Here is a 25153-nt window from a genome sequence, read left to right as displayed (position 1 = left end):
TTTCATTAGAGTTTTTATATAAAAATAGATAACTTAGGGTTCTCAGCCGAGAATTCTCGGTGCTAAGATTAAGATTAATTGTTGAATAAGTTTCGAGACCATGAGCATAAACGTATTATTAGTCGAGGACGATGAGTTACTGGCTAAAAGAGTTGAAAGTCACTTTGCACAAACGGAGTTTCAAATCACCGTTGATAATACCGGTGCTCGGACCCTAGAGCACGTGCAGGAGCAAGCCCAGACAGGCACTCCTTTTATGATGGCTATCATAGATATTGTATTGCCTGCCACTGATGGATTGCAGCTAGCTAAGGAACTTAATACATTAACCGATCTCGGTGTGATAATGCTGTCGAGTCGCGACTCTCAAGCTGACCGTATCGCTGGACTTGCACAAGGTGCAGATGATTACGTCTGTAAACCAGTTGATTTATTGGAGCTTGAGCTGCGTATGCGCGCGCTATACAAACGTTTAGCAGGCGCTCGCAACGAAGATGAATCAGAAGAATTCATCGAATATGCTGATTTTAAATTGCACCCAGATAACCGCACTTTAATAAACCCAAATGGTGATGAAGCCAGATTAACTGAAGCAGAACACAAGGTTTTGATCTGCTTAATTGCCAATGCGGGCAAAGCGACATCGCGCGCTAAAATTTCAGAAGATATCGGCCAGCCAGATTGGAGCCCAAGCGATCGCACAGTTGATGTATTAATAGGCCGATTGCGTAAAAAGCTCGGTGATGAAAAAGACCAAAAACGCATTGTCACAGTCCGTGGCAAAGGGTATATGCTTTCTGCTTAACGAGTTAGCTGGGCAAGTAAGCGTTCAAACGCGCGATAGCTAAGTGCTTCTTTAATATCTGACAGCGCGATATTATCGCGCTTGCTGAGATCAGCTATCGTTCTTGCAACTTTGACTACTCGATGATAAGAGCGCGGCGATAAATGCAGCTTTTCTGTAGCATTCGCTAAATAATCGGCCACGCACTGCGATAAACCACAATGTTTATCCAGCTCTTTACTAGATAGCAAGGCATTCTCTTTACCTTGACGATGTATTGCAACTAGCCGTGCGCTTTCAACACGCATGCGGATAGAGGCACTGCTTTCAGATTCAATACCCGACTGCAACTCCGCGGTACTCAACCTCGGTAATTCAATTTGAAGATCAATTCTGTCCACAAATGGACCCGACACCTTACTGAGATAACGTAACACTTGCTCGGGAGTGGAACGCTTGTCATGGTGACACCCTGTTGGACTCGGATTGAGCGCCGCGATTAGTTGAAATCGAGCTGGAAAATCAACCTGTTGTGCCGCCCGGGAGATATTCACTGTGCCTGTTTCCATCGGCTCCCTAAGAGAATCTAGCACCTTGCGTTCATATTCAGGAAGCTCATCCAAAAAAAGAATTCCATTGTGTGCAAGAGAGATCTCCCCAGGCCTAGGTGTCGAAGAGCCACCAACTAATGCCACGGCTGAACATGTGTGATGCGGGGAACGAAATGGACGTTGTCGCCATTTATGAGGATCAATTTCTTTGCCTATTAACGAATATACTGCTGCCGTTTCCAATGCTTGTTTCAATTGCATTGGCGGCATAATCGTTGGCATGCGCTGGGCCAGCATCGATTTGCCTGTCCCTGGAGGGCCTAAAAACAATACATTATGTGCCCCTGCAGCGGCTATTTCTAGTACCCTTTTAGCTACGGCTTGGCCTTTCACTTCACTCATATCCACATGAGCATTCAATTGTGCCTCTTCAGGGTAAGACATCGCCTCGTCAAAAGGCAGTGCATTTTGCCCACCTAAATCAGCCCAAACATCCCGCAAGCTCACGACGGATTTACGAACGCCACTGGATACTAAACTCGCCATCATTTGATTGGGTTTTGGAATGTAACAACAACGCCCAGCAGCTGCTGCCGCCATCAATGCTGGGATCACCGCAGTTACTTCGCGAACTTCGCCCGTAAGCGCTAACTCCCCATAAAACTCATAGTCGCCTATTTGGCGATTTTGCACTTGTCCAGAAGCTAATAAAATCCCCACCGCAATGGCTAAATCGTAGCGTCCACCTTGTTTAGGTAAGTCTGCTGGCGCCAAATTGACCGTAATACGCTGCTCTGGAAATAAAAAGTGGCAATGTGCTAAAGCACAGCGAACACGTTCCTTAGACTCTTTTACCGACGCTTCTGGCAAACCAACAATATTGAATGCCGGTAAACCATTGCTTAAATGTACTTCTACTGTCACAAGCGGCGCATTAACACCAACTTGTGCACGTGTATAAGTTTTTGCTAATGACATCCGTTGTCCTAGTTTATCTCAATGCACGGAGCCTATGACCCGTTGAATTCGATTTAGTTTGACGCAGTTTCACGCTGCGCTGAATGGTTAGCTAATCCTTGTATTTAAATACATGCAATACAAGATGCCAACGTATCGCTGCTAAGCGCAATAATAAAATAGATAACATCGACACCACCATGGTAATTTCAAGAGACACACCAAGGTGTGTTAGCTGCGTATACACAACGCCCCCTAAAATACAGGTGATGGCATATAGCTCCCCTTTTAACAACATTGGCATTTCATCCGCCAAAACATCTCGGATCACACCACCAAAGCAACCAGTCAGCACGCCCATAATAATCACAGTGGTGTCAGGCATATCTAGACTCATGGCTTTTTGCATGCCCATAACCGCAAAAAATGCGAGACCAAATGCATCAGCCATCAATAACCGCTGTTTAGGCACCGTCTTTTGACGATTAAGCCACCATATGCAAAGCAGTACAGCGCTAATAATAGCCACAAAATAACTGCTATCATGCAACCAAAACACGGGGGTATCCAAAATTATATCTCGCATGGTACCGCCCCCAATCCCAGTCACTGTGGCCAACACCACAACGCCAAAACCATCCATATGCTTACGGTGCGCCAACAAAGTACCTGAAATTGCAAAGACCATAACACCCAACAAATCAAACCAGTGATACAGTTCTGTCATACATATTATTCATCGATAGAGTAAATTCTAAATGTTAACTGACATCTCTGATTGGCGCCAAATATTATTACTTTGTATGCAAGTATGATTTATATTTATACAGCATCCTTGCGTATCGCTCTTATCTTCGCTCTCCATCGCGTCGATCGAATCTAAAATGGGTCACCCATTTACGGACAGTTTGGCCACCCTCCCGTTCCCATACAATTCACCCCAAAACTGGTTCAAATAAACATAAAAAATAGGGAAGAGCGATACTCTTAGCAAGCGCGAGTTACATTTCTTTATATGAAACAAAAGAATATAAAACAGCCTTTCAAGGTGTTAACACATCTTCGCTTACTGGCGAACAAAGTATCAGGTGAATTGAGAATATTTCTTGCCACACAAGGTTAAAATAAATTCAAATAAATAATTAAATTAATAAGTTACAACAAGAGTAAAGGCGTGTGGTGGTGAAATTAAATTATTAATTTAAAGTTTATTTTTGGTTAAAATATAAGATTGAAAAGAGATAGCAGGAAGCTGGTGCTTCCTGCTACGCGCACTCTAGTCATCTCCTGAATAAAATAACGCCACGGGTTCTGAGTAATTAGGCACATCATCGTAACTAAAAACTGCGTAATACTTGCTTAGCTTGGCGTTGCCAAAGTTGTCCAAAGTGTAGTCATCTTTTCCACCGTATAATTTCACACCATCAAAGGGAGAGCGAGGCGGGTGAAAGCGATTTCGCACCACGAAGCACCCAACAAAGTCCTCATCCTCAGGGTTTTCCCAAGTCAGCTTAACAACGCCACCTTCAATTTGTGCAGCCAAATTTTGTGGAGCTTTTAATGCATTTTTTCGCCGCTCAATATAATGTATTTTTAATTGGGCAGGGTGTTGATCTTGGCATGCAGCCCAATTTACCAACGCGTTAGTCGCTTGAGACTCCGAGGTTGCACGAATAATGAAGTAAAAGGGTGTGTGTGCCTGATGCAAACGTTCTAAGGCCTGTAAGCTATAACTATCAAAGATAAAGTGGTGTTCAGCGCGTTCACGCAGCTGTTCGTTACTGACTTCATAGCCTATATATTCTATTTTTTGCCTTTGTTTAACCGCTTGAAAATCCACATCTTGTAATTCCACCAGCTCAATGGTGAAACGTACATCTTTAGCACTGGCAATGCTGTTGCTACTTCGTAGCGTCAAACAGGCTTGGGTAAAAACCGTTTTATCTACAGGGAGATCGGCATTAAGCGCAAAAGCCATTTGACCATATACAATTTCTCCTTGCTCATCAAAGCCTGAAGCCAGCCTATCGGCAACCACCGCGTTTTTGTAGATGGTATTGCACCTTGTTGGACTTAACGACAATTGTTGCTCTGGGACCTGATAAACGAGCTCTAGGTTTGGACGGTAATGTAACCCGCTACCAAAAGGTCCATAACCTATATCAAATTGCATCACCTGAGAGTCGTTACCTATCGGTAACGCTTTAGGACCCTGCAAACGCAGTAACAAGCGATTTTGTGCTATCAATGAATTCAGCAACGCGCGCTCCACACCATTGAGTTGCCATTTCATCCAAATCCCTTGTGTCATTTTATCTGATTCAAATGTTTGCCCGAGCGTATGCAAGGGCTTTGCTTCACTCACAGCTTGATAGTCATAGATATCAGCCAGGCTATCGGGGTCAATAATGGAGACTGACCACTCACCGTATTTTTCAATTTTTGCGGCAACGCGATTCATCGGATAAAGAGACAATTCAGCCCGCTCAATGTTGGCACCGCTCGGTAAGCTGCTCAAATCAAATTGCACCAGACCAAGACTCACTCCCCGCTTTTTATCCACACCAATAAACATTGAGTTATAACCAAAGTGCTCTTTGTTTTTCGAGGTAAAATTCTCTGATAAATAGCCTACATACTCTTTTGCTGGAAACAAAGTACGTGCACTTTGGTGTCTCGCCAAATGCGTTTTCAATCTTAGCTCAGGGCTAAAAGGCGACTTGATCTTGGTGACCTTATCCACTGCACGAATATTGTAAAAATAGCTTTGCCCACTGCGTAACTGAGAATCACGAAATGACAGCGATTTAGTAATGGCAATTAAGCTCTCTTCACCACAGGGACTTTTATTACTTTCGCTACGATATAACTCAAAATATATGTCATCTCGATTTTCATACTGCCACTCCAGCTCTACCCCTTCATGATCGACCGCTTTGATAGTAAAATCAGCCACACGTAGCGGGGCCAGAGGTGAATAGTTAATTGCCTCACCAAGTGCATGCAAAATTGCAGGGATGTTCTCTGCCACGCTTTCTGACATATTCTTCATATAGTCAGGTATGTTTCTAGTGCCCACCTCTACAACAGTAGCAATAATCCCTTTGCGATAGTAATACTCTCTGCCACTGCCATGTATTAGTTGAGCTGGTGGCTTGCCACGATGAATGCCATACTGCCTGCCAGTGACTTTTTTTATCTCATGGTTCATGTTGGCACACAAGATGTTTAAGTCAGCCCCTTCAACCTCAACTTCATGATTAAACTTGTGAGCAGGGAAAAAAACATTGCCTTGCGAGTGGTAGTCTAGCGCGATGCGAATATTCTCATGCTGTTCTACAAAGTCACGGATAGCACAAGTTTCAGGCTCTGAAAAAGCATGAGGGCCCCCATAGGTGTTTGAACCTGTGTTTTGATTACGCATAAATTTGGCATCAAAATTACGATTAAGATCGACACCAAATGTACCATCTCCATTGTTGCGACGATTCTTGCGCCAAAATGAAAAGTGATTGCGAGAATACTCAAACCCATCGGGGTTCAAACAGGGCACCATATACAATGTATTGCGTGTCAGCGCTGTTTGTAGCTTTGGGTTGAAGCGGTAATTTTCTGTCACATACTGAATAAATTTAAGTGCCAATTCATTGCCGATCCACTCCCTCGCATGAATCGAACCTGTATACAGTAAGGCTGGTTTATCATCGGCATAAGTCACATCTAAAGAAACCGTTACCAACATGATTGGACGTCCCTCCCATGTTTTACCGATACTTTGCAGCCGAATTAAATGGGGATGTTCATTCATTGCACTTTGTAGCGCATCTATCGTATCTTGATAGGAAGCATATTGAATTTTCATAGCACAGATTTACTCATTGGACGAAATGAGGCGACAGTTAACGCTGTCGCCATGTGGAACAATCGATATAAAAACCAGAGAATTTACCTGGCATGGTTTTGCCAGTGCTCAACAATTTTTTCGAGCTTTTTTTCCTTGAGGTTTTTAACCACGCAGAGCTTTGTCGGATCGGTATTTAATGCCTCCACAACACCATGGGCACCAAATGTAGTCATGATATCTTCAACCATTTTTTCACCGATACCACGCACTTGGTTTAACAGCGCCCTCACCTGCGCTTCGTCAAACTGTGGTGCTTCATAGTTATTGAGATCCTCAGCAACTTCGTCACTGGCAGGGATAGGTTGCATGGCTTTTGCGTCAACTGCTTTCGCGCCGAGTACAAAGTTATCTTGGAGATTCCACACTTCACTTGGCCACTCTTCGCCAAATTTAAACTCAGTATCTAAAATGGGAAAAGCTAGCTCATCAAATGCGCGGAACAACTCGCCACTATCTTGACTAGGGGTATACTGAGAAAACCCAATATGACGCATAGTACGTAATAAACGAGAATCTATTTTGCCTAACTCTTCCCAGTTGTATAACGGGATATTGGGTTTTTTAAAGTAACCACTGGAGAGCAACCACATTAAATATTGCCCGATCCAATCACGGATATACGGAAATGCAGCAAATGCGGTTGCACACTCTAAGATCCGCAACTTACCATCCTTCCCAAGTGCAATGTCACACGCCCAATACTCTGCATTTGCAGCTTTGGAGGCAGCCGTTGCCAGTTTTAACACTGACTTGGGTACCGCTTGGTAATCCATGCTGCCACCTTGGCTGGTATTAGTCAGCCATTCCCCTTCTGGCGGACGGCGCCAAAACGCACAAACTGGCTTGTGCCCGATTAACATCACTCGGATATCTGCTTCCATGGGTACAAAGTCTTGAATATAAAGCGGGTAGTATTTCTTTTCGCTCAGTAGAGCCTGAGCCTCTTGTGCATTGTCGACCTTGTGCACAAAATACCCGCCATAGTTCGAAGGCCCATAAGAGCGCTTGATGATCTTTGGATATTGAGCATTGGCAAGATATTGCTGCGCTCTATCAGGGATATAAAATATTTCTGTGTGAGGGGCCGGTAACTTATATTTGCGACAAAAGTGAGTCACATTTTCCTTTGATTTATTAGAAAACTGACTATCCAGAGAGGGTAAAAATCGCACTTCTGGCAGCGCTCTTGCGATCTCTCTAAATGTCTCATACGCCGTCGCGGGAATATTACCGATTAACACATCAATTTTTTTACGCTTCACTTCAGCGATAAAGCGCGCTTTATCGTTGCCCCAGTGATAAACCACAGTTTCAATTTTGTCTGGCCAACCTTTAAAATTAGACTTGTCGAAAAAGCGCAGGACATAGTCTAGATACAGCAGTCCAATTTTTGGTAATTGCGTTTTGTTTGTCATGAGATTAGGCCACCTTGGCTGATTGGAATGAAGTTTTGTTGGCAACCGTTTTTTCGATCAAACCAACCATTGCTTGGATCTTTGCTTGATTGAATGTAAGCCCAAGCTGCTCTTGTTCCGGGGTTGCAAACGCAGGAATGGTATTGACCTCCAAAACCACATATTGCTCTTTTTCGCGGTCATAAATCAGATCCACACCCGCTATTTCAAGCCCTAAGGCCTTGGTCGCTTTCAGCGCTAGCTCTATCACTTCATCATTGGCTTCTCGGACGAAAACACTGCCGCCGCTGGTTACATTGGTTTTCCAATCATCCTTCGGGGCTTTTCTGCCATAACACCCAACAAACTGCCCATCGACAATGTCAACTCGGTAATCGGTATTGTCATAGTTAATAAAGCGTTCAACGTAAAAGTAACGAAGATCTGTTCGAGTTAAAAACGGCAAAATCATATCTAACGCTTGTTCACCTTCGATCTTTACAATGCCCACACCACCCCACCCATCTGTCGGCTTATAAACTAACTTGCCACCAAAATCATGCAGTGCAGCACGCAGGCCATCCATATCATTTTTATGACATAGGCGATAATCCGGTGTACAGATCCCATGGCTATTGAGTAAATGAGATGTACGAAACTTATCTTCCGCTAAAGCAAACGCACGATAGTTGTTAAGAGTTGGTACGGTTTCATTCAGTGTTTCATAGAGGTAAAGCTGATATTGCGTTTGTTGTCCTGCGTTGTAGCTTAGAAAGGCGTCCAACTGCTCCATTGCAACACCATTGCACTCGATGCCGCCATCTCGCGCTCTGGCGTCACGTAAATTGAGGCCCGTACTCGCTAAGATCCCGCGCTCTGCCAACGCGTGAACCAACTGTTGTTCAATTTCTTTTCCCCCGCCATTTTCGTACATCCAAATCCCGACATGAGGCGCCCGCGATACGGCTGTCATAAAGTATCTCCTTGGTTAAAAATTAGGTGCTGAAATAGAGCAATGTTTTACTAGTTAAGACCATCTGTATGACAAATTTTTGATCCTTTTAATGATCTAAAAACTGTTCATAAAAGCTTCACCGAACTGCAACTGAAAAGCGCCACGATGAGCCAAACCTTCACAGGGAGAAGATTAGGATGAATCTGGACTATGCAGAATTAGCAGACTTAATACGCTGCAACTCGCACAGTAAAAACAAAGCCGGAGTGGATAGACACGGTGAGCAAATGATTGCTTTGGCAGAGCCTTTAGGGTTTTCACTTACCCGCTATCAACGAGAGCTGATCGGCGATCACTTGCTGTTTCGCTCCGCACGTAACACAGGAAAACGGGTATTGCTGCTGGGCCATTTAGATACGGTGTTTCCAGACGGGTCATTCACTGAGTTTCACGAGGATGAGAACTATGTTTATGGTCCCGGCGTATGTGACATGAAAGGCGGAAATTGGGTTGCACTCAATGTACTGAGACAGTTGAAGCAGCAATTTGGTCAGCTGCTGAACATAGATTGGTTATTAGTCAGTGACGAAGAAATTGGCAGTGATGATAGTCAGGCACTGACGACGAAAATAGCCAAGCAATACGATGCATGTTTTGTATTTGAAGCCGCCGGTAAATCCCATGAGTTGGTCGTCGCGCGAAAAGGGATTGCCACTTATCACATCACTGTCACCGGCAAACCAGCACATGCAGGCAACCATTATCGAGACGGAATTGACGCTAACTTTGCCATGGCAAACATGTTACTAGAAATGACTTCGCTCACAGATCTCAAAGCGGGCAGCACAGTAAACGTTGGCAAAGTACAAGGTGGGATCGGTGCCAATACTATTTCTGGCAAGGCAACATTACAAGTTGAAGCACGTTTTACCAATCAAGCTGAACAGCAAAGGTTGCTAGAAGGCATAGAAAACATCTGTATGGCTATTGAAATCACAGGCGTAGAGGTGGACATACAAGGAGGCTTGCAACGTGGCGTCATGGCACCAACGTCAGCACAGCAAACCTTACTTGATCAAATCAACGAGATCTTAGGTGAGGAACAACCGATTGAGCACCGAGGCGGTGTATCCGATGCCAATACGGCTGCTGCGACTGGTACACCGACTTTGGATGGCTTCGGCCCATATGGTGACGGCGATCACACCCGCAATGAGCGCGCACTCAAACGTAGCTTTGAGCTTCGCATCGCACAGATGACGGCGATCCTCTCGCAATTATGTTATCGCACACAGGCTGTTGAATCTGCCGTATACCAAGCATAACAATCATTTTGGTCAGCGTTGGCACTTAGTACAATAAACAGTGCTACGCTGCCCTAAACGGATCTCTTGTAAGGTCGTTTCACAACGTACACACGGCTCACCTTTTCGGCCATAAACCAATAACTCCTGAGCAAAGTAACCCGGCTTTCCATCACTTTGTGCAAAATCTTTTAAAGTCGTCCCACCTTGCTCAATCGCTGCGGCTAAGGTGTCTTTAATTATTGGCGTGAGTTTTTGATAACGCGCTAAAGATATTTTGCCAGCTTCACGTTTAGGGTGTATCCCGGCTTTAAACAATGACTCATTGGCGTAAATATTACCCACCCCCACGACCACATGGTTGTCCATGATAAACTGCTTTACTGCAACCTTTTTTCCACGACTGGCTTGATACAAATGTTTGGCATCAAATAGATCGGTCAGGGGTTCGGGGCCTAGTTTAGCGAACACGCTGTGCTGCTGCTGTGGGTTTTGCCATAAAAAAGCACCAAAGCGACGCGGATCGTTCAGACGCAGCGCCAACCCGTTGGCAAACACAAGTTCAATATGGTCGTGCTTCTTTAACGGTTCGCTTTGACACACGACACGCAAATTACCTGACATGCCCAAATGCAAAATTGCAGTCCCTACATCACTTTCCAGCAGTAAATATTTGGCTCTACGCTTCACAGCTGTAATTACAGTGTTTTCCAATAATGAGACCTCTTCTGGCACAGGCCAGCGCAGTCGACCATTATGGATACGAACATGATTAACAACTTGCCCTTTGACATGAGGTTCTATACCCATGCGACTTACTTCTACTTCAGGTAATTCTGGCATAACTATATATCTATCGGTTTAAATAATTGTTTAGCTTGGTCTGCGCTCAGTTCCAACCAATGCTGTTGACGTTGAGCAAACAACAGATATGTGTCGGATCCACGATAAAGTTGGTAACTCAAAGGCAGCTCTTCACCCGCCAACCAAAAAGTTGCTACGGATATCGCTGATTCAGGGTTAACCTTTTGCTTTTCAACAGCCTGTAATTCCAAATTTTGCCACATCTGTACAATCTGAACTAAGTCCTGCGCGGTATACGATAATGACGTGCCTTCCACGAGTTTATTATCTATACGCCACGTTGTACCTATACGCTCAATTTTGACGCCAGGATACGCCATAGCGAGTACAAAGCTCTGCTCTGGCAAAACCATAACACGGGTTAATTCAGCTTGTTGAGGGTTCAATTTGTGATGTAACCCGTTGAGAAAAAAAATCATGATCAACATGGAAAAAATAACTACATTGTTCCACGCTTTACGGCTCAGTCCCATGTCAGTTCCATCAATACTGATTATTTCGTTGGTTAGATCACTGTACTATACCCTGCTGATGAACGCAGCAGTACATTTAATTCATCGACCTAAAGGATTTCATAATCTCTGCTTAGACTATTTTCTAGGTCCAAAATCCTTCCGACACTGTATTAATGTGGTTAATTTTTGCTAAAATAAGCGACAAAATTTTTTAGGAGTCCGTCAATGGCAATGTATGTAGTGGGTCATAAAATCCCTGATTCTGATTCAATTTGTGGTGCAATTGCACTTTCTTACCTCAAAAACCAAATTGGAGAAGAAGCTATCCCTACACGTTTAGGTGATGTATCACCTGAAACACAGTTTATTCTCGATCGCTTTGGTTTCGAAGCCCCTGAGCTTAAATTAAGCTATGCGGGTGAAGAAGTTTATATCGTTGATCACACAGAAAAAACACAAGCACCAGATGACATTGACGAAGCGACAGTAGTAGGTGTTGTAGATCACCACAAACTAGGTGACCTAACCACTTCAACACCACTTGAGTGTTGGATCCGCCCAGTAGGCTGTAGCAATACCATTATTAAAATGATGTATGACTTTTATGGCGTTGAGATCCCTAAGGGTATCGCTGGCCTGATGTTAGGTGCAATTTTATCTGACACCGTTATCTTCAAATCACCAACGTGTACAACTGCTGATATTAAATGTGTTGAAGTACTTGCAGAGATTGCCGGTATTGAGGACTTCAAAGCATTTGGCATGGAAATGTTCAAAGTCAAGTCAGCTGTTGAAGGCACGCCAGCACGTGATCTTGTAATGCGTGACTTTAAAGACTTCAACATGAACGGCAACCTAGTTGGTATTGGCCAGTTAGAAGTGATTGATCTATCTGTATTTGACGATATCAAAGCAGATCTTGAAGCTGATATTGCAAAACTAAAAGAAGAAGGCGGTCGTCACTCTGTATTACTACTTCTTACTGACATCATGAAAGAAGGCTCACAAATGCTAATCGCATCAAATGATGAAGGCATTATTGAAAAAGCCTATGGCCAAGCACCTGAGCAAAGCCGCGTTTGGCTTGATGGTGTATTAAGCCGTAAAAAGCAAGTTGTGCCACCGCTACAAGAAGCGTTTGCATAATCACTTTTTGCAATAAAAAAACCGAAGCAACCGCTTCGGTTTTTTTATTCACTCGCCCTTACTGATCTTGATGTATTGCTAATACGGCTTCAATCACTGTATCTGGATGTTCAAAGAAAAGTTGATGACTGGCATTGTTTAAGGGGTAGTAAATACCGCCTGTTTTATAGGCGATCGCTTTGCTCCATGCGACACCCTCTTGCTGCCACTTTATCAAAGCCGATTTTTCATCTTCGTGGGCGAGGTCAATATCATGACTTTCAAAATCACCATCAATGATGCTTACAGGCACAGTAATTGCGCTCTCAAGCACACTTGCCGTATTTAAATCATCGTGATAACTCATCATTTCTTTAATACGCGTCACTTGCTTCTCTACCTCTAAGCGCTGCTGTGACACCAAGTCATAGTAAGCCCAATCCATATTACTCTGATAGTTCGCAGGAATAAGCGCTGCAATTTCAGCTCTTTCTATGGCCAACCTTTGCATCGTTTTTTCTGTCCAATTTCCCGCGTCAACGTGTTCGATGAAAAGTGCAGGATAGGCCCTTAATTCAGCTACAGAGCCGCTTTGATAAAGCTCTACTGAATGCGCCGTTAAGATATCCGGATCAGCCCACACCAGCCCATTGACGAAAACATCCGGATTCGGATCCGCTAAATACATTAGCGTAGTTAGATTTGCATTAGCAAAAGCCAAAAACGTGACTTTTTCAATCTCTAACAGCGTTAAGAGGGAGGGTAAATCAGCGGCAAAACGTGCCAATGAAGGCGTGTCAGTCATACTACTCCAAGCGCTGCCCAAGCGATCAATCACATGTACTCGACTATGCTGCGCTAACAGAGGTTGGATCAAAGCCGCCCAAGCTGAATCACTGTGGAAAAATTTATTGGCTCCAGGGAGGATAACGATATCTCCCGCGGCATTTTCATTACCTAAAGTTCTGACATGATAGTTTTGGCCGTCGAGTGTATATAAAGCGGATCCTTCGGCAAAAGGATACTGACTGTGTTGAGAAAAAAATGATAACACTTCGCGGCTCGTATCATATTCCGAAAACGCCCACTGATGACCGCCCGACTGAATGGATACAAGCGAGTTGTGTATACCAGCTTCAGATTGATATACGCGTGCCTTGACTGATTTACTCAATTCAATATCTGTATAGTCTGGGTTGAGCTTATTCTGCGCTGCAATCAATTCAATCGCGCGCGGTGAAGAAATTAAAGGGAAGTTATCATCATACATGCCGTCATAAGGCAACACCTGATCAGCTGTGCCATGTATCTGTAAATAGTGTGTCGGTTCCGTGATTTTACAACTTATCGACAGCTGTTCAGACATGGGGGCACCCACACTGGCAACAGCCTTAAAAAGCGCACTGTGTTTACATAGCATATTTTGGCTAAACAACGCACCTTGTGAGTACCCCACAGCATAATTCTCGCCTTCAAGTAGATTGTACTCTTGGTGCATTTTTTCTATCAACTTAACAACAAAATTGACATCATTTGCCTTTAAACGCGCAGCAATATTGCATCCACACCCCTCATCCCATTCAACTTCTTTTGATTTAGGATACACAACGATGTATTCATCACTGAACGTTTCAAACCGTGTCATCGATTGCATACCGACTTCACTTTGTCCTGAGCCGTGAAAAGCCAGTAACAATTTGTATGCTTTGTGCGGGTTGAGCCCAGCTTCAGGCAACCCAATTACGTAGTGATGACCATCTAACGTTAATCGGGTTACACTTTGCTCACTCTCATGACTGGCATTATTTGCATTGTGAGGTTCACTATGCTTTTCTTCCCCACTACTGCATGCCTGTAATAACCACACACACATAAAAAGACCAAACCGTATTCTCATATCAAAGCTCCTGTTTTCTTTGCCCTGACCTTAATGGAACTGGTACATTGAAGTCATAACCTAAACAAGAAATAAACGTGAGCTTTTGCTTACTAAAATATATTCATAAAAATCAAAAACAAATAATGAATTACCTTATCAATGGGATCACCTTCAACACTCAGCTTAGAACACTCTCACTCGCTGGTAAGCAGGTATATTTAGAGGCTAAGTCATTTGAGCTGTTGTCTATTTTTGTACTAAACCCGAATTGTGTTCTGACACGAGATGAATTGCTGTCTTTAGCTTGGCAAGGGAAAGTTGTTTCAGATAGTGCCATCAACAAAGCAATATCTAAATTGCGACAACATTTTGATACCTTGCAACCCGAAGCTCAAATCATTCAAACTAAACCCAAAGTGGGCTATCTTTTTTGCGCTACAGTCATCACACAACAAACGGTCAAGTACCAACCGCGAGTGCATTTAGCCAGCACTGTATTGTATTTGTTATTATGCCTCTCTGTCATTGCCGCAATGTTTTGGCTATCAAAACAAAAGATTGCAGAATCAACACCACTTCAATTACAGCGGATCACCGCACATGAAGGCATTGAAACACAGTTAAGCGCAGCCAAAAATGGACAAATTGCATACCTGTCGACTCGCTATGACAGTAATACCCGGCAAGTATATTTGAAAAACTTAGCGACCAATCAGACGCAACGGCTGCCAATTGAAGTTGATGGCTTACACGCATTCAATGTGAATTTTGCAGGCCAAAAAATTGCGTATGTGATGCAGCAAGAGGAAAGCTGTATGCTGGCGCTATATGATCTCAGCACGCATAGCAGTTCAGATATCATGGATTGCCAAGGCATGAATAACATCAAGTTGGCTTGGCAATTCGACGATCAAGCCCTCTTCATTCGATCGCGTAAAAATAATGCTCATCCATACACCATATTTAAGTTTTTGATTCACAGCCAAACATTAAGCCAGGTCTCACTGCCTACTGAGAATCTTGATATGCAAGGGGATTATCTACTTGCCGCACACCCGAATACACATACCTTGGCATTTGTCCGCTATCTGGAATCTAATCAAACACAAATACACATTGTAGATAGTCATACTTTAAATCCCATTCACACAGTGCCCTTTGCTGGTGTTATCAAAGCAATAAGCTGGGACGTAGACGGCGACCAACTCTTTTTCAATGCTCAAAAAACATTGTATAAGCTTCATACTGATACGCTGCAAATAAAAAAGCTCAAGGATTTGAGTCACCCTATTGAATCTATTGCTGTTACCAAAGTAAATGATTTTACAATGTTATTGCTTAGTCAATATCATGCAAGTTCTAAAATCATCGAGCTCAACTTGGAAAACAAGCAACGGCACACACTATTCGACAACGCCGCGCTCAACCGACTACCGCAAAAAACCCAAGAAGGTGACCTTATATTCATTTCGGATGCAGAACAACGGCATGACCTGTGGGTACTACAAAATGGCCGAGCCACCAAATTAGCGCTTCCTTTTGAATTTGGCTTTCGTCGCTTTGAACTACACCCCACTGAAAAAAAACTGCTGTTCGAAAAAGAAGGTGCCTTGATTGAGTTGTCACTAGACTCACAGATTGTAAAGCAGGTTTTTGCAGCCAAGCACAAGGCATATGTTGCCAATTATCATGATGGTGGAAATAAAATTATCTACAGCAGCAATAAACGAGGTGACTGGCAACTTTGGTTATTTGATCGTCGTACAAAGCAGCATTTACAATTAACTCACGCAGGTGGGTACAGCGGCTTTTACTATCAAGATCAATTGTACTTTACAAAACGGCATGTCAGTGGCGTGTGGACTTTGAATGCAGGGCAAGAGCAGTTAGTGCTGCCAAACGTGAAAAACATCAATTGGCTCAACTGGCGCATTATAGCTGGGCGCATTTATTTTTATCAGCCTGAGGAAGGCATTTTTCAATATGACTTGGATACCGGCCAAACACTGCGACTACTTTCCCAGCCAAGTGGGTTTTTACACCAGTATTCAATCAGAACTAGTCCAGAGACAATTACCTATGTCGAGTTAAAGCCAATGCAGGGTGACATACATGCGTTGACACTTTAAATCCCGCGTAGTTACTTAATTTCAGGCAACAAAAAACCCAGTACGAGACTGGGTTTTTCAATTCTTAAAGCAAAATTACTTGATTTTTGCTTCTTTGAAGATCACGTGCTTACGTACTTTAGGATCGTACTTTTTGATCTCCATTTTTTCAGGCATGTTACGCTTGTTCTTGTCGGTAGTGTAGAAATAACCAGTACCAGCAGTTGAAACTAAACGGATCTTATCACGCATGATTTAGCTCCTTATACTTTTTCGCCGCGAGCACGGATATCTACTAATACCGCGTCGATGCCTTTTTTATCAATAATACGCATACCTTTAGTAGTAGTACGTAGAGTAACGAAACGCTTTTCACTTTCAACCCAGAAACGGTGTGTTTGTAGGTTAGGTAGGAAACGACGCTTAGTTGCGTTGCGCGCGTGTGAACGGTTGTTACCAACAACCGGGCGCTTACCTGTAACTTGACAGACTTTAGACATGTCTATGTATCTCCAATAACTTCGCTCGAGCTTAATTTCCCCTTAGGCCTTACACTGGTGTGCCCCGGGTAAAATCAAAGGGCGCTCTTTATACAGCATCTGCAGGCAGAGATCAAGGATCTGATGATATCCTAGTCAGCTCATGGGTAAAATTTGATAGCGGCCAATTATAATGATCATAGGCCGTTGTGGAAAGTAAAAACTGCATTTAAATTAAACTATTTTATAAAATTTAAGCGAAATAACGGTTTGCAGCCAAAAAATGGTCAATAAAAGCTCATAACAAGCCCCTATCTGCGAAAGATATACAGCGATTTCCTGCCACAATGACATGATCTAACACTTTGATATCCATAAGTGCCAAAGCTTTTTGTAATTTTTCAGTCAAAACTTTGTCTGCTTGGCTCGGTTCACACACTCCTGATGGGTGGTTGTGAGCAAAGATAATAGCAGCAGCGTTATGTTTCAATGCCGCTTTTACCACTTCCCTTGGGTAAACTGAGGCGGCGTTAATCGTGCCACGAAATAACACTTCGTCCTTTATTAGCTGATTTTGACTATCTAAATATAAAACCATAAAGACTTCATGTTCTAGCCCTTTGAGTTGAAAGCTCAAATAGTTATGCACCTGCGCAGGGCTTTCAAATTTAAACGCCCGCTCACACCCTTCTTTCAAATAACGCTTACACAATTCAAGCACAGCTTGAAAGAGCGCATATTTCGCTTCACCCATCCCCTTAAGCGCTAGAAAATCTTCAAGTGATGTATTGAATAAACTCTGTAATGATTGCCGCTGCGATAACAAAGAATCTGCCAGCTCAATGGCATTCATTCCTTTGACCCCTGTACGTAGAAAAATCGCTAACAACTCTGCATCACTGAGCGCGCTCGGGCCATCTGATAACAATTTCTCTCTTGGCCTGGTGTGTTTCGGTAATTGTGTCAATTGCATACCCTTTCCCTGATATAACATTCATTGAAGCTAACAATGACTCATTATTTAGCACGTAAGAGGATAAAAAAAACGCTCAAAGATTATCCTTTGTTCAGTTAATGACTGACTTTTCATGAGAAGATTCAAAACAGCCCGAAGGCTGTGATATCTTTAACTCAGTTTGAGTTGTGAGAATGTGAAGATGAACTTATCTGGCAAAAAAATAGTATTGGGTATAAGTGGCGGTATTGCAGCGTATAAATGCGCAGAACTTGTAAGGCGTCTAAAAGAACAACAATGCGAAGTGAAAGTTGTTATGACTGAATCGGCAAAGCACTTTATTACGCCACTCACCATGCAAGCTGTTTCAGGTGAGTCCGTATCAGACTCGCTGCTTGACCCTCAAGCTGAAGCCGCAATGGGGCACATCGAATTTGCCAAATGGGCTGACCTCATTTTAATTGCACCAGCGACATGCAACACTATCGCAAAAATGGCCAATGGGATCGCCGATGACCTATTAACCACATTGGTACTTGCAACACCCGCCAAGGTCGCTATTGCACCGGCCATGAATCAACAGATGTATGCCCACCCAGCAACTCAACAAAACCTTGCCACTTTAACATCATTTGGAGTTTCAATATGGGGGCCGGGCAGCGGTGAGCAAGCTTGTGGCGATGTTGGCAAGGGAAGAATGTTAGAACCCATGGAACTCATAGAACACTGCACAGCACAACTCAGCCCAGTTCCTCAGGTACTCGATGGCAAAGTCTTTACAGTTACCGCAGGTCCAACAAGAGAAGCACTTGACCCCGTACGCTATATCACGAACCACAGCTCTGGGAAAATGGGTTATGCCCTTGCACAAGCTGCACGCGCCTTGGGGGCACGCGTAAATTTAATCTCAGGTCCAGTCAATATACAGGCACCTCAAGGCGTAGACGTCATCTATGTCAATAGCGCAGTAGAGATGCGCGATGCAGCTATAACACTTGCTGAAAAATCCGATGTCTTTATTGGCTGTGCAGCTGTTGCCGATTATCGCGCCGCGGATATCTCTGAGCAAAAAATTAAAAAACAAGGTGACGAAATGACCATTGCCTTAGTTAAAAACCCCGACATCATTGCTGAAGTAGCTGCGCTGACACAAAATAGGCCATATACCGTCGGATTTGCAGCTGAAACCCAAGACGTTAAAAAGTATGCACTGGGTAAGCTGAAAAACAAGCAGCTTAATATGATCTGTGCCAATGATGTTTCACAAGAAGGGCTTGGATTTAACTCAGATAACAATGCTTTAACGTTATTTTGGGAAAATGATCAACAATCTTTGCCTGCATCCAACAAAAAAGAGTTAGCACTTACTGTCGTTAAAGCAATTGCTGGTAAACTTGGTTTACCTAGTGTTAAAAGGCTGGAAAGAAGCTGAATAAAACATTAACATAGGTCTTTACTAAGTATGGACCTAATAAAAATACACCATACAGACCAGAATAACGATAATTATTAAAGGAAAGTTCATGCCAGCGACTAAACGCAGTAATCGCAAAGAGCAAATTCTTCAATCTCTTGCGCAAATGCTTGAAACTAGCCCAGGTCAACGGATCACAACAGCTAAGCTCGCAGCTGAAGTCGGCGTCTCTGAAGCAGCTCTCTATCGCCACTTCCCAAGCAAAGCTAGAATGTTTGAGGGGCTGATTGAATTTATTGAAGACACACTGCTCTCGCGTATCAATATTATTTTAGAAAACGAAAAGGATACACAAAGTCGTATCTATAATATTCTCCACTTGTTATTGACCTTCTCAGAGAAAAACCCTGGGATCACACGGATCCTGACTGGGGATGCACTTCAAGGTGAGCAAGAGCGCCTGAGAGAGCGCGTGCAAAGCCTATTTGAAAAGCTTGAGACACAATTCAAGCAAGTATTAAGAGAAAGAAAGTTGCGTGAAGGCAAAGCATTCAATAGCGATGAAGCCGCACTGGCCAATTTATTTTTAGCCCATGTAGAAGGTAAAATGAATCAGTTTGTACGCAGCGATTTTAAAGCGAAGCCAACTGCGACATTCAACAACCATTGGCAAGAATTACAACGCATCTGGTTATAATAAGAAGCGGTACATAGCCGCTTCCATCGGTTTTTCACTTCCACACAACGCACCATGATTTTGTTTGACTGCTAAAAGTGTTACAAAGATACAAATAATTAATCAAACAGACAGAATTATGAAGTTTACTTACTCGCTCATTGCAGCGGCTTTATTGTCTGGCCAAGCTGTGGCCAATAAAGCCCAACTCGAATTTTCCGATGTCTTTGACTTTAAATATGCGAAGACAACTCAACTTGCTGAGGATGGCAAGTTCCTAGCCCTAAGTGCTAAGCCGTACCGTGGTGACGCACAAGGACAAGTCTATAACCTGGAAACCAATAAGCTTATTGCAACGGTAGAGCAAGGTACTAAGGCACATCTAAATAAATCATCTACATGGGCCGCATTTATGCAAGTCCCACCCTTGCTAGAATCGGAAACAGCCAGTAAAAAAGAAAAAAAATCTTTAAAAAATAATTTAGTATTGGTCAACACGCAATCAGCAAAGCAACACGTATTTAATCACGTAAAAGACTATCAATTGAGTGATGATGGACGCTGGCTTGCTTATCGTGAAGACAGTAAAGCTGAGCAAAAAGACAAAAACGTCAAGGCTGATGCGCCTAAAATCAATGCAGATAAAAAAGATAAACCGCTCACTTTGGTTATTGTTGATCTTGCGTCTCAACAAACACAGCGCTTTGAAAACGTCGTCAACTACGGGCTAAGTCCAGCCGAGTACGGGGTATTGTTTAGCCAACATGACAGTACTGGCGCCAAAAACCAAGTTCAATATCTAGATTTAAATAATAAGACAACGAGCCCATTGTTTAGCGAACCTGGAGTTACGATCAGTGCCATAGCATGGCATCCATACTCTAGTATTGTTGCCTTTAATTTAGGTAACTACGTCAATGAAGATAAGCGCCGCCGCAGCTATGATGTCACTCTGTGGGATGCAACAACAGACAAACTGAGCAAGATAGAAAGTCCAAGTGGTTGGTATAGTTCAAAAACGGCTAAACTAAAATGGTCAGAGCAAGGCGAACGGCTCTATTTCGACAACCGTCCACTACTCGATGACAAAATCGAAAAGCTAAAATATGACGACTCAGCTTCGCTACGTGACTTTGATACTATTCGCCAGCAGTCAGGCATAAATATTTGGCACAACAACGACCCCGAGATCAAAACTCGAGAACAAAATACTTGGAAAAAAACCAATCGAGAGCGTCAGTATCAAGCGGTTTACCACATTGAATCACAAAAAGTCGTGCAGCTTGCTGATGAGACCGTTCGCGATATCACACTCAATACTGAAGCGGATTACTTGCTAGGTAAAAACGACCAGCCTTACTTAGAAAAAATCATGTATGGCGGGTTTTATGCTGATTACTATGCCGTCAAAGTAAGTACAGGCGCAAAAGGGTATATCGTTAAAGACTCACCAAACAAGCCAAGCCTTTCTCCTTCTGGCAGACATGCCGCTTACTTTCTAAATGACCAAATTTGGTTAAAAGATTTGCACCAGCAAAAAGAGCATGCGGTCAGCAAAGCTGTGCGAACAGCAATTTTTGCTGATGACCAACATGATTACCCGGAGCCTAACCCAGGCTACGGCTTTGCTGGATGGCAAAAAGATGGAAGTACCCTTTATGCATACAGCAAATATGACATTTGGGCTTTTGACAGCGTCACAGGCCAAGCCAAAAGGCTCACATCGGGTAAAGAGAGTAATACCCGTTACAGAGTGATCAAACTCGATAAGAAGCAAGTGGGTTTTGCAGTGGATGAAACGCTCTTTTTGTCTGCTCACAATTTGCAAAATAAACAAACCCATATTGCAAAGCTTAACCTACAAACTGGTGCGATCGAGACCGTCTTAGAAGGAGCTGCGCGTTTTGATTTAGTGAAAAAAGCAAAACACGCAGATAAAGTCATCTTCACGCAGCAAAGCTACCACCAGTTCCCTGACTACTGGCAGTCAAACAGTGATTTTAATACACCAAAACAAGTTACCAACCTAAACCCACAAGTTAAAAACTTTGCCTGGGGACAAAAACCAGAGTTAATTCAATACAAAGGCTATAACGGCGAACAAATGCAAGGCGTGCTGATAAAGCCAGCTGACTATCAGCCAGGTCAAAAGCTCCCTGTCGTCATCTATTTTTACCGCTATATGAGCCAGCGTATGTACGACTTCCCGAAGATGGAACTAAATCATAGACCAAACTTCCCAATGTTTACTTCGAATGGCTACGCAGTATTTTTACCAGATATCCGCTTTGAGATTGGTAAGCCAGGCCCATCATCAACGCAAACCCTTATCAACGCTGCACAAAAGCTCATTGACTTAGGGATAGCTGACAAGCAAAAAATTGGCCTACAAGGTCACTCTTGGGCTGGATACCAAAGTGCATTTGCCGTCACTCAAACAGACATGTTTAAGGCCGTCGTGTCAGGCGCACCTGTGTCGAATATGACTTCAGCTTACAGCGGTATCCGTCTTAAATCCGGATTAGCACGTCAATTCCAGTATGAAACAGGACAAAGTCGCATTGGTAAACCTTTAACCGAAGCACCTGAGCTGTATATTGAAAACTCTCCAGTCTTTTTTGCCGATAAAGTAAATACACCTATTTTACTGATGTTTGGCGATAAAGATGGCGCTGTACCTTGGCAAGAAGGGATCCAGTACTATCTGGCACTGCGCCGCCATAACAAAGACGCTATTTTCTTGCAGTATGAAGGCGAACCACATCATTTAAAGCAGTTCCCAAATCAAGTGGACTTCTCAGTCCGTATGATGGAGTACTTTGATCATTACCTGCGTGGTATGCCTGCACCCCAGTGGATCACATCAGGTAAACCACATCGTCCTGAAGAATAAGCTCAACTTCACGCTTTAAGTCGTAAAAAAAGCCGCATCACGCGGCTTTTTTTAATGATGAGTTGGTTTACTCTTGTTTGGTTTGCGTTTGTTTTTGCCGACTCTCGGCTTGGTGTTTGCTTGATTAAACTGACTAAAGCCTGTGTGCTTGGTCAGCGCTTTATTGCCTCGCTTGTGCCCCGGTTTAGACGACTTACCCCGGCTGTTTTCATCAGGCACCAAACATTCTGGGCCACGACCAATTAAATGTGCTTTGCCCATACTCTTCAGTGCTTCGCGAATTTGTGGCCAACCAGCAGGATCATGATAGCGCAGAATAGCCTTGTGTAAGCGGCGTTGCCTTGCCCCTTTTGGAACAGCTACTTCTTCATGATTATTTTTTATATTTCGCAGCGAATTCATCTCGGTATGGTAAATGGTCGTAGCATTGGCCATCGGAGAAGGATAAAAGTTTTGCACCTGATCCAACTTAAAGTCATGCGCTTTTAGCCACAGCGCCATATTCACCATGTCTTCATCCGTTGTCCCTGGGTGTGCTGAGATGAAATAAGGGATGAGATACTGCTTTTTACCGGCTTCTTTAGAGTACTTATCAAACAGCTCTTTGAACTTGTCGTAAGTGCCCATACCCGGCTTCATCATTTTCGAAAGCGGACCACTCTCAGTATGCTCAGGGGCTATTTTTAAGTATCCACCCACATGGTGAGACACCAGCTCCTTTACGTAACGAGGATCTTCAATAGCCAGATCGTAACGAACACCTGACGCGATTAGAATCTTTTTGACTCCTTCGACATCTCGGGCTTTGCGATAAAGGTCTATTGTTGGTGTATGGTCGGTATCCATATGCTTGCAAATATCAGGGTACACACAAGATAAACGACGACATGTACTCTCAGCTTTTTTACTTTTGCAGCGCAATTTATACATATTCGCCGTTGGTCCGCCAAGATCTGAAATCACACCTGTAAAGCCCGGAACCTTGTCGCGTATTTGCTCAATTTCTTCGATAATTGACTCTTCTGAACGGCTTTGAATGATGCGCCCTTCATGCTCTGTGATTGAGCAAAAACTACACCCACCAAAACAACCACGCATAATGTTAACCGATGTCTTGATCATATCGTATGCAGGGATCTTGTCATCTCCATATGCCGGATGAGGAATACGCTGATATGGCAAACCAAATACGTGATCCATCTCTTCCGTTTCTAATGGAAAAGCGGGTGGATTAACCCACACAGAGCGATCTCCGTGACGCTGGAACAAGGCTCTTGCGCACCCCGGATTCGTTTCTTGGTGCAAGATCCTTGAAGCATGAGCATAGAGAGGCTTATTCACACTCACCTGCTCAAAAGCAGGCAATTTTACGTACACTTTCTCCCAAGGTTTAAGCCTTGGTGGCTGCACTGTGATGGGCTTGGCCATATCACTCTGAAGGTCAACGCCAGCTTTAGCAAACTCAGATTTACTACAGCCTACGTCGTCCGCACCATAAGGGTTCGGAATAGGATCAATTTTGCCAACTTTGTCAATGGCAGTTGAATCACTACCTCGCCAGCCAGCTATCGGCGTCTTACGAATAACCGCAGTACCGCGCACATCCTGAATCGTGTCCATTGACTCGCCATTGGCTATGCGATGTGCCACCTCAACCAGCGGGCGCTCTGCATTTCCATAGATTAGAATGTCCGCTTTAGCATCAAAAATAACACTGCGACGTACCTTTTCCTGCCAGTAATCATAATGTGCGATGCGGCGTAAACTCGCTTCTATACCACCGATCACAACTGGCACATCTTTATACGCTTCTCGACAACGCTGGCTATATACTACAACAGCGCGATCCGGCCGTTTGCCACCGATATTGCCGGGCGTGTATGCATCATCGTGGCGAATACGCTTTTCCGCAGTATAACGATTGATCATTGAATCCATATTGCCAGCCGTCACACCAAAAAATAAATTTGGTTTACCCAATGACTCAAACGCAGTTTTATCTGACCAATCAGGTTGCGCAATAATTCCAACGCGAAACCCCTGTGCTTCCAACACTCGGCCAATCACGGCCATGCCAAAACTTGGATGGTCAACATAGGCATCACCTGTAACAATAATAATGTCACAGCTATCCCATCCTAATGCATCCATTTCAGCACGGCACGTAGGTAAGAATGGCGCAGGACCAAAACATTCTGCCCAATATTTGGGATATGAAAAAAGCGAACGCTCAGCTTGAAGCCCTGAGGACTTTGATGTATTCATAGAGTGACGGCTCATAAAATTTGCAAGGCATCTATTATACCTCAGCGACACTCTATACCGTACTATATCTGACGTGAATATAAGCTAAGAACACTAAACCTTTGTAATTATTAATCTAAAATTTAGCCATAATTAAGAATAGAATAACGAATAGCGGCTTATTTGCCATTCCAAGCTACACAACACTAGGT

19 protein-coding genes are annotated in these 25153 nt (G+C 43.5%); 7 read left to right on the top strand and 12 right to left on the bottom strand.

Annotation, left to right across the window (positions count from 1 at the left end; translation table 11 throughout):
• The first annotated feature begins 100 nt into the window (after nucleotides 1-100).
• Nucleotides 101-805, top strand: coding sequence for a response regulator transcription factor (locus J8M00_RS17610; protein WP_023397278.1), 705 nt, complete (start codon nucleotides 101-103; stop codon nucleotides 803-805).
• Here the strand turns inward: J8M00_RS17610 and J8M00_RS17605 are convergent.
• The 5 genes from J8M00_RS17605 to J8M00_RS17585 all read right to left on the bottom strand — a co-directional run bounded on the left by J8M00_RS17605 (nucleotide 802) and on the right by J8M00_RS17585 (nucleotide 8563).
• Nucleotides 802-2313 carry a YifB family Mg chelatase-like AAA ATPase gene (locus tag J8M00_RS17605; RefSeq protein ID WP_211011849.1) on the bottom strand — a complete coding sequence of 504 codons (1512 nt, stop codon included), beginning with the start codon at nucleotides 2311-2313 and terminating at the stop codon, nucleotides 802-804. The genes J8M00_RS17610 and J8M00_RS17605 overlap by 4 nt on opposite strands.
• Before the next feature lie 91 nt (nucleotides 2314-2404).
• Nucleotides 2405-3019: a trimeric intracellular cation channel family protein gene (locus J8M00_RS17600; RefSeq protein WP_211011848.1), complete on the bottom strand. Its 615-nt coding sequence runs from the start codon at nucleotides 3017-3019 to the stop codon at nucleotides 2405-2407.
• A 549-nt stretch (nucleotides 3020-3568) separates the two neighbouring features.
• Complete coding sequence (locus tag J8M00_RS17595) at nucleotides 3569-6154, bottom strand: M14 family zinc carboxypeptidase (RefSeq protein WP_211011847.1); 2586 nt, start codon at nucleotides 6152-6154, stop codon at nucleotides 3569-3571.
• An 83-nt stretch (nucleotides 6155-6237) separates the two neighbouring features.
• Nucleotides 6238-7611 (bottom strand): ATP-grasp domain-containing protein, encoded by a 1374-nt coding sequence (locus J8M00_RS17590; protein ID WP_211011846.1) that lies wholly within the window; start codon nucleotides 7609-7611, stop codon nucleotides 6238-6240.
• A gap of 4 nt (nucleotides 7612-7615) precedes the next feature.
• Nucleotides 7616-8563, bottom strand: a complete 948-nt coding sequence (locus J8M00_RS17585; RefSeq protein WP_211011845.1) for an ATP-grasp domain-containing protein — start codon at nucleotides 8561-8563, stop codon at nucleotides 7616-7618.
• A gap of 179 nt (nucleotides 8564-8742) precedes the next feature.
• On the opposite strand from J8M00_RS17585, the gene J8M00_RS17580 reads away from it, so the two are divergent.
• Nucleotides 8743-9870, top strand: a complete 1128-nt coding sequence (locus J8M00_RS17580; RefSeq protein ID WP_211011844.1) for a M20 family metallopeptidase — start codon at nucleotides 8743-8745, stop codon at nucleotides 9868-9870.
• A 12-nt stretch (nucleotides 9871-9882) separates the two neighbouring features.
• Here J8M00_RS17580 and mutM read toward each other — a convergent pair whose 3' ends face one another.
• Together mutM and J8M00_RS17570 are read right to left on the bottom strand one after the other, a co-directional pair.
• Nucleotides 9883-10692 carry a bifunctional DNA-formamidopyrimidine glycosylase/DNA-(apurinic or apyrimidinic site) lyase gene (gene mutM / locus J8M00_RS17575; RefSeq protein ID WP_211011843.1) on the bottom strand — a complete coding sequence of 270 codons (810 nt, stop codon included), beginning with the start codon at nucleotides 10690-10692 and terminating at the stop codon, nucleotides 9883-9885.
• A 2-nt stretch (nucleotides 10693-10694) separates the two neighbouring features.
• Nucleotides 10695-11186 carry a hypothetical protein gene (locus J8M00_RS17570; protein WP_211011842.1) on the bottom strand — a complete coding sequence of 164 codons (492 nt, stop codon included), beginning with the start codon at nucleotides 11184-11186 and terminating at the stop codon, nucleotides 10695-10697.
• Nucleotides 11187-11393: 207 nt separating this feature from the next.
• On the opposite strand from J8M00_RS17570, the gene J8M00_RS17565 reads away from it, so the two are divergent.
• Entirely contained in the window at nucleotides 11394-12314 is a 921-nt protein-coding gene (locus tag J8M00_RS17565; RefSeq protein ID WP_023397287.1) for a manganese-dependent inorganic pyrophosphatase, read from the top strand.
• Nucleotides 12315-12372: 58 nt separating this feature from the next.
• Here J8M00_RS17565 and J8M00_RS17560 read toward each other — a convergent pair whose 3' ends face one another.
• Nucleotides 12373-14190, bottom strand: a complete 1818-nt coding sequence (locus J8M00_RS17560; protein WP_211011841.1) for an alpha/beta hydrolase — start codon at nucleotides 14188-14190, stop codon at nucleotides 12373-12375.
• 125 nt (nucleotides 14191-14315) lie between these two features.
• On the opposite strand from J8M00_RS17560, the gene J8M00_RS17555 reads away from it, so the two are divergent.
• On the top strand, nucleotides 14316-16301 hold the full coding sequence (locus J8M00_RS17555; protein ID WP_211011840.1) for a winged helix-turn-helix domain-containing protein: 1986 nt from the start codon (nucleotides 14316-14318) through the stop codon (nucleotides 16299-16301).
• A gap of 75 nt (nucleotides 16302-16376) precedes the next feature.
• Here the strand turns inward: J8M00_RS17555 and rpmG are convergent, their stop codons facing one another.
• The 3 genes from rpmG to radC form a co-directional block, all read right to left on the bottom strand.
• The gene (gene rpmG / locus J8M00_RS17550; protein ID WP_005493124.1) at nucleotides 16377-16532 is read right to left on the bottom strand and encodes a 50S ribosomal protein L33; all 156 of its coding nucleotides are present in this window, start codon (nucleotides 16530-16532) and stop codon (nucleotides 16377-16379) included.
• Nucleotides 16533-16543: 11 nt separating this feature from the next.
• Nucleotides 16544-16780, bottom strand: coding sequence for a 50S ribosomal protein L28 (gene rpmB / locus J8M00_RS17545; protein WP_023397288.1), 237 nt, complete (start codon nucleotides 16778-16780; stop codon nucleotides 16544-16546).
• A gap of 277 nt (nucleotides 16781-17057) precedes the next feature.
• The gene (radC, locus tag J8M00_RS17540; RefSeq protein WP_211011839.1) at nucleotides 17058-17732 is read right to left on the bottom strand and encodes a RadC family protein; all 675 of its coding nucleotides are present in this window, start codon (nucleotides 17730-17732) and stop codon (nucleotides 17058-17060) included.
• A gap of 184 nt (nucleotides 17733-17916) precedes the next feature.
• Between radC and coaBC the strand changes: the two genes are divergently transcribed.
• The 3 genes from coaBC (at nucleotide 17917) to J8M00_RS17525 (ending at nucleotide 22697) form a co-directional block, all read left to right on the top strand.
• Nucleotides 17917-19146 carry a bifunctional phosphopantothenoylcysteine decarboxylase/phosphopantothenate--cysteine ligase CoaBC gene (coaBC, locus tag J8M00_RS17535; RefSeq protein WP_211011838.1) on the top strand — a complete coding sequence of 410 codons (1230 nt, stop codon included), beginning with the start codon at nucleotides 17917-17919 and terminating at the stop codon, nucleotides 19144-19146.
• 91 nt (nucleotides 19147-19237) lie between these two features.
• Nucleotides 19238-19825 carry a nucleoid occlusion factor SlmA gene (gene slmA, locus J8M00_RS17530; protein WP_023400737.1) on the top strand — a complete coding sequence of 196 codons (588 nt, stop codon included), beginning with the start codon at nucleotides 19238-19240 and terminating at the stop codon, nucleotides 19823-19825.
• Nucleotides 19826-19943: 118 nt separating this feature from the next.
• Nucleotides 19944-22697, top strand: a complete 2754-nt coding sequence (locus tag J8M00_RS17525) for a S9 family peptidase (RefSeq protein ID WP_211011837.1) — start codon at nucleotides 19944-19946, stop codon at nucleotides 22695-22697.
• Between the two features lie 51 nt (nucleotides 22698-22748).
• Here the strand turns inward: J8M00_RS17525 and J8M00_RS17520 are convergent, their stop codons facing one another.
• Nucleotides 22749-24962, bottom strand: coding sequence for a YgiQ family radical SAM protein (locus tag J8M00_RS17520; RefSeq protein ID WP_211011836.1), 2214 nt, complete (start codon nucleotides 24960-24962; stop codon nucleotides 22749-22751).
• Nucleotides 24963-25153: the final 191 nt, after the last annotated feature.

This window comes from Pseudoalteromonas luteoviolacea, assembly GCF_018100925.1.
GTDB lineage: Bacteria > Pseudomonadota > Gammaproteobacteria > Enterobacterales > Alteromonadaceae > Pseudoalteromonas > Pseudoalteromonas obscura.
The sequence above is the reverse complement of the archived record's forward strand: the minus strand, read 5'-3'. Positions and strand labels throughout refer to the sequence as shown.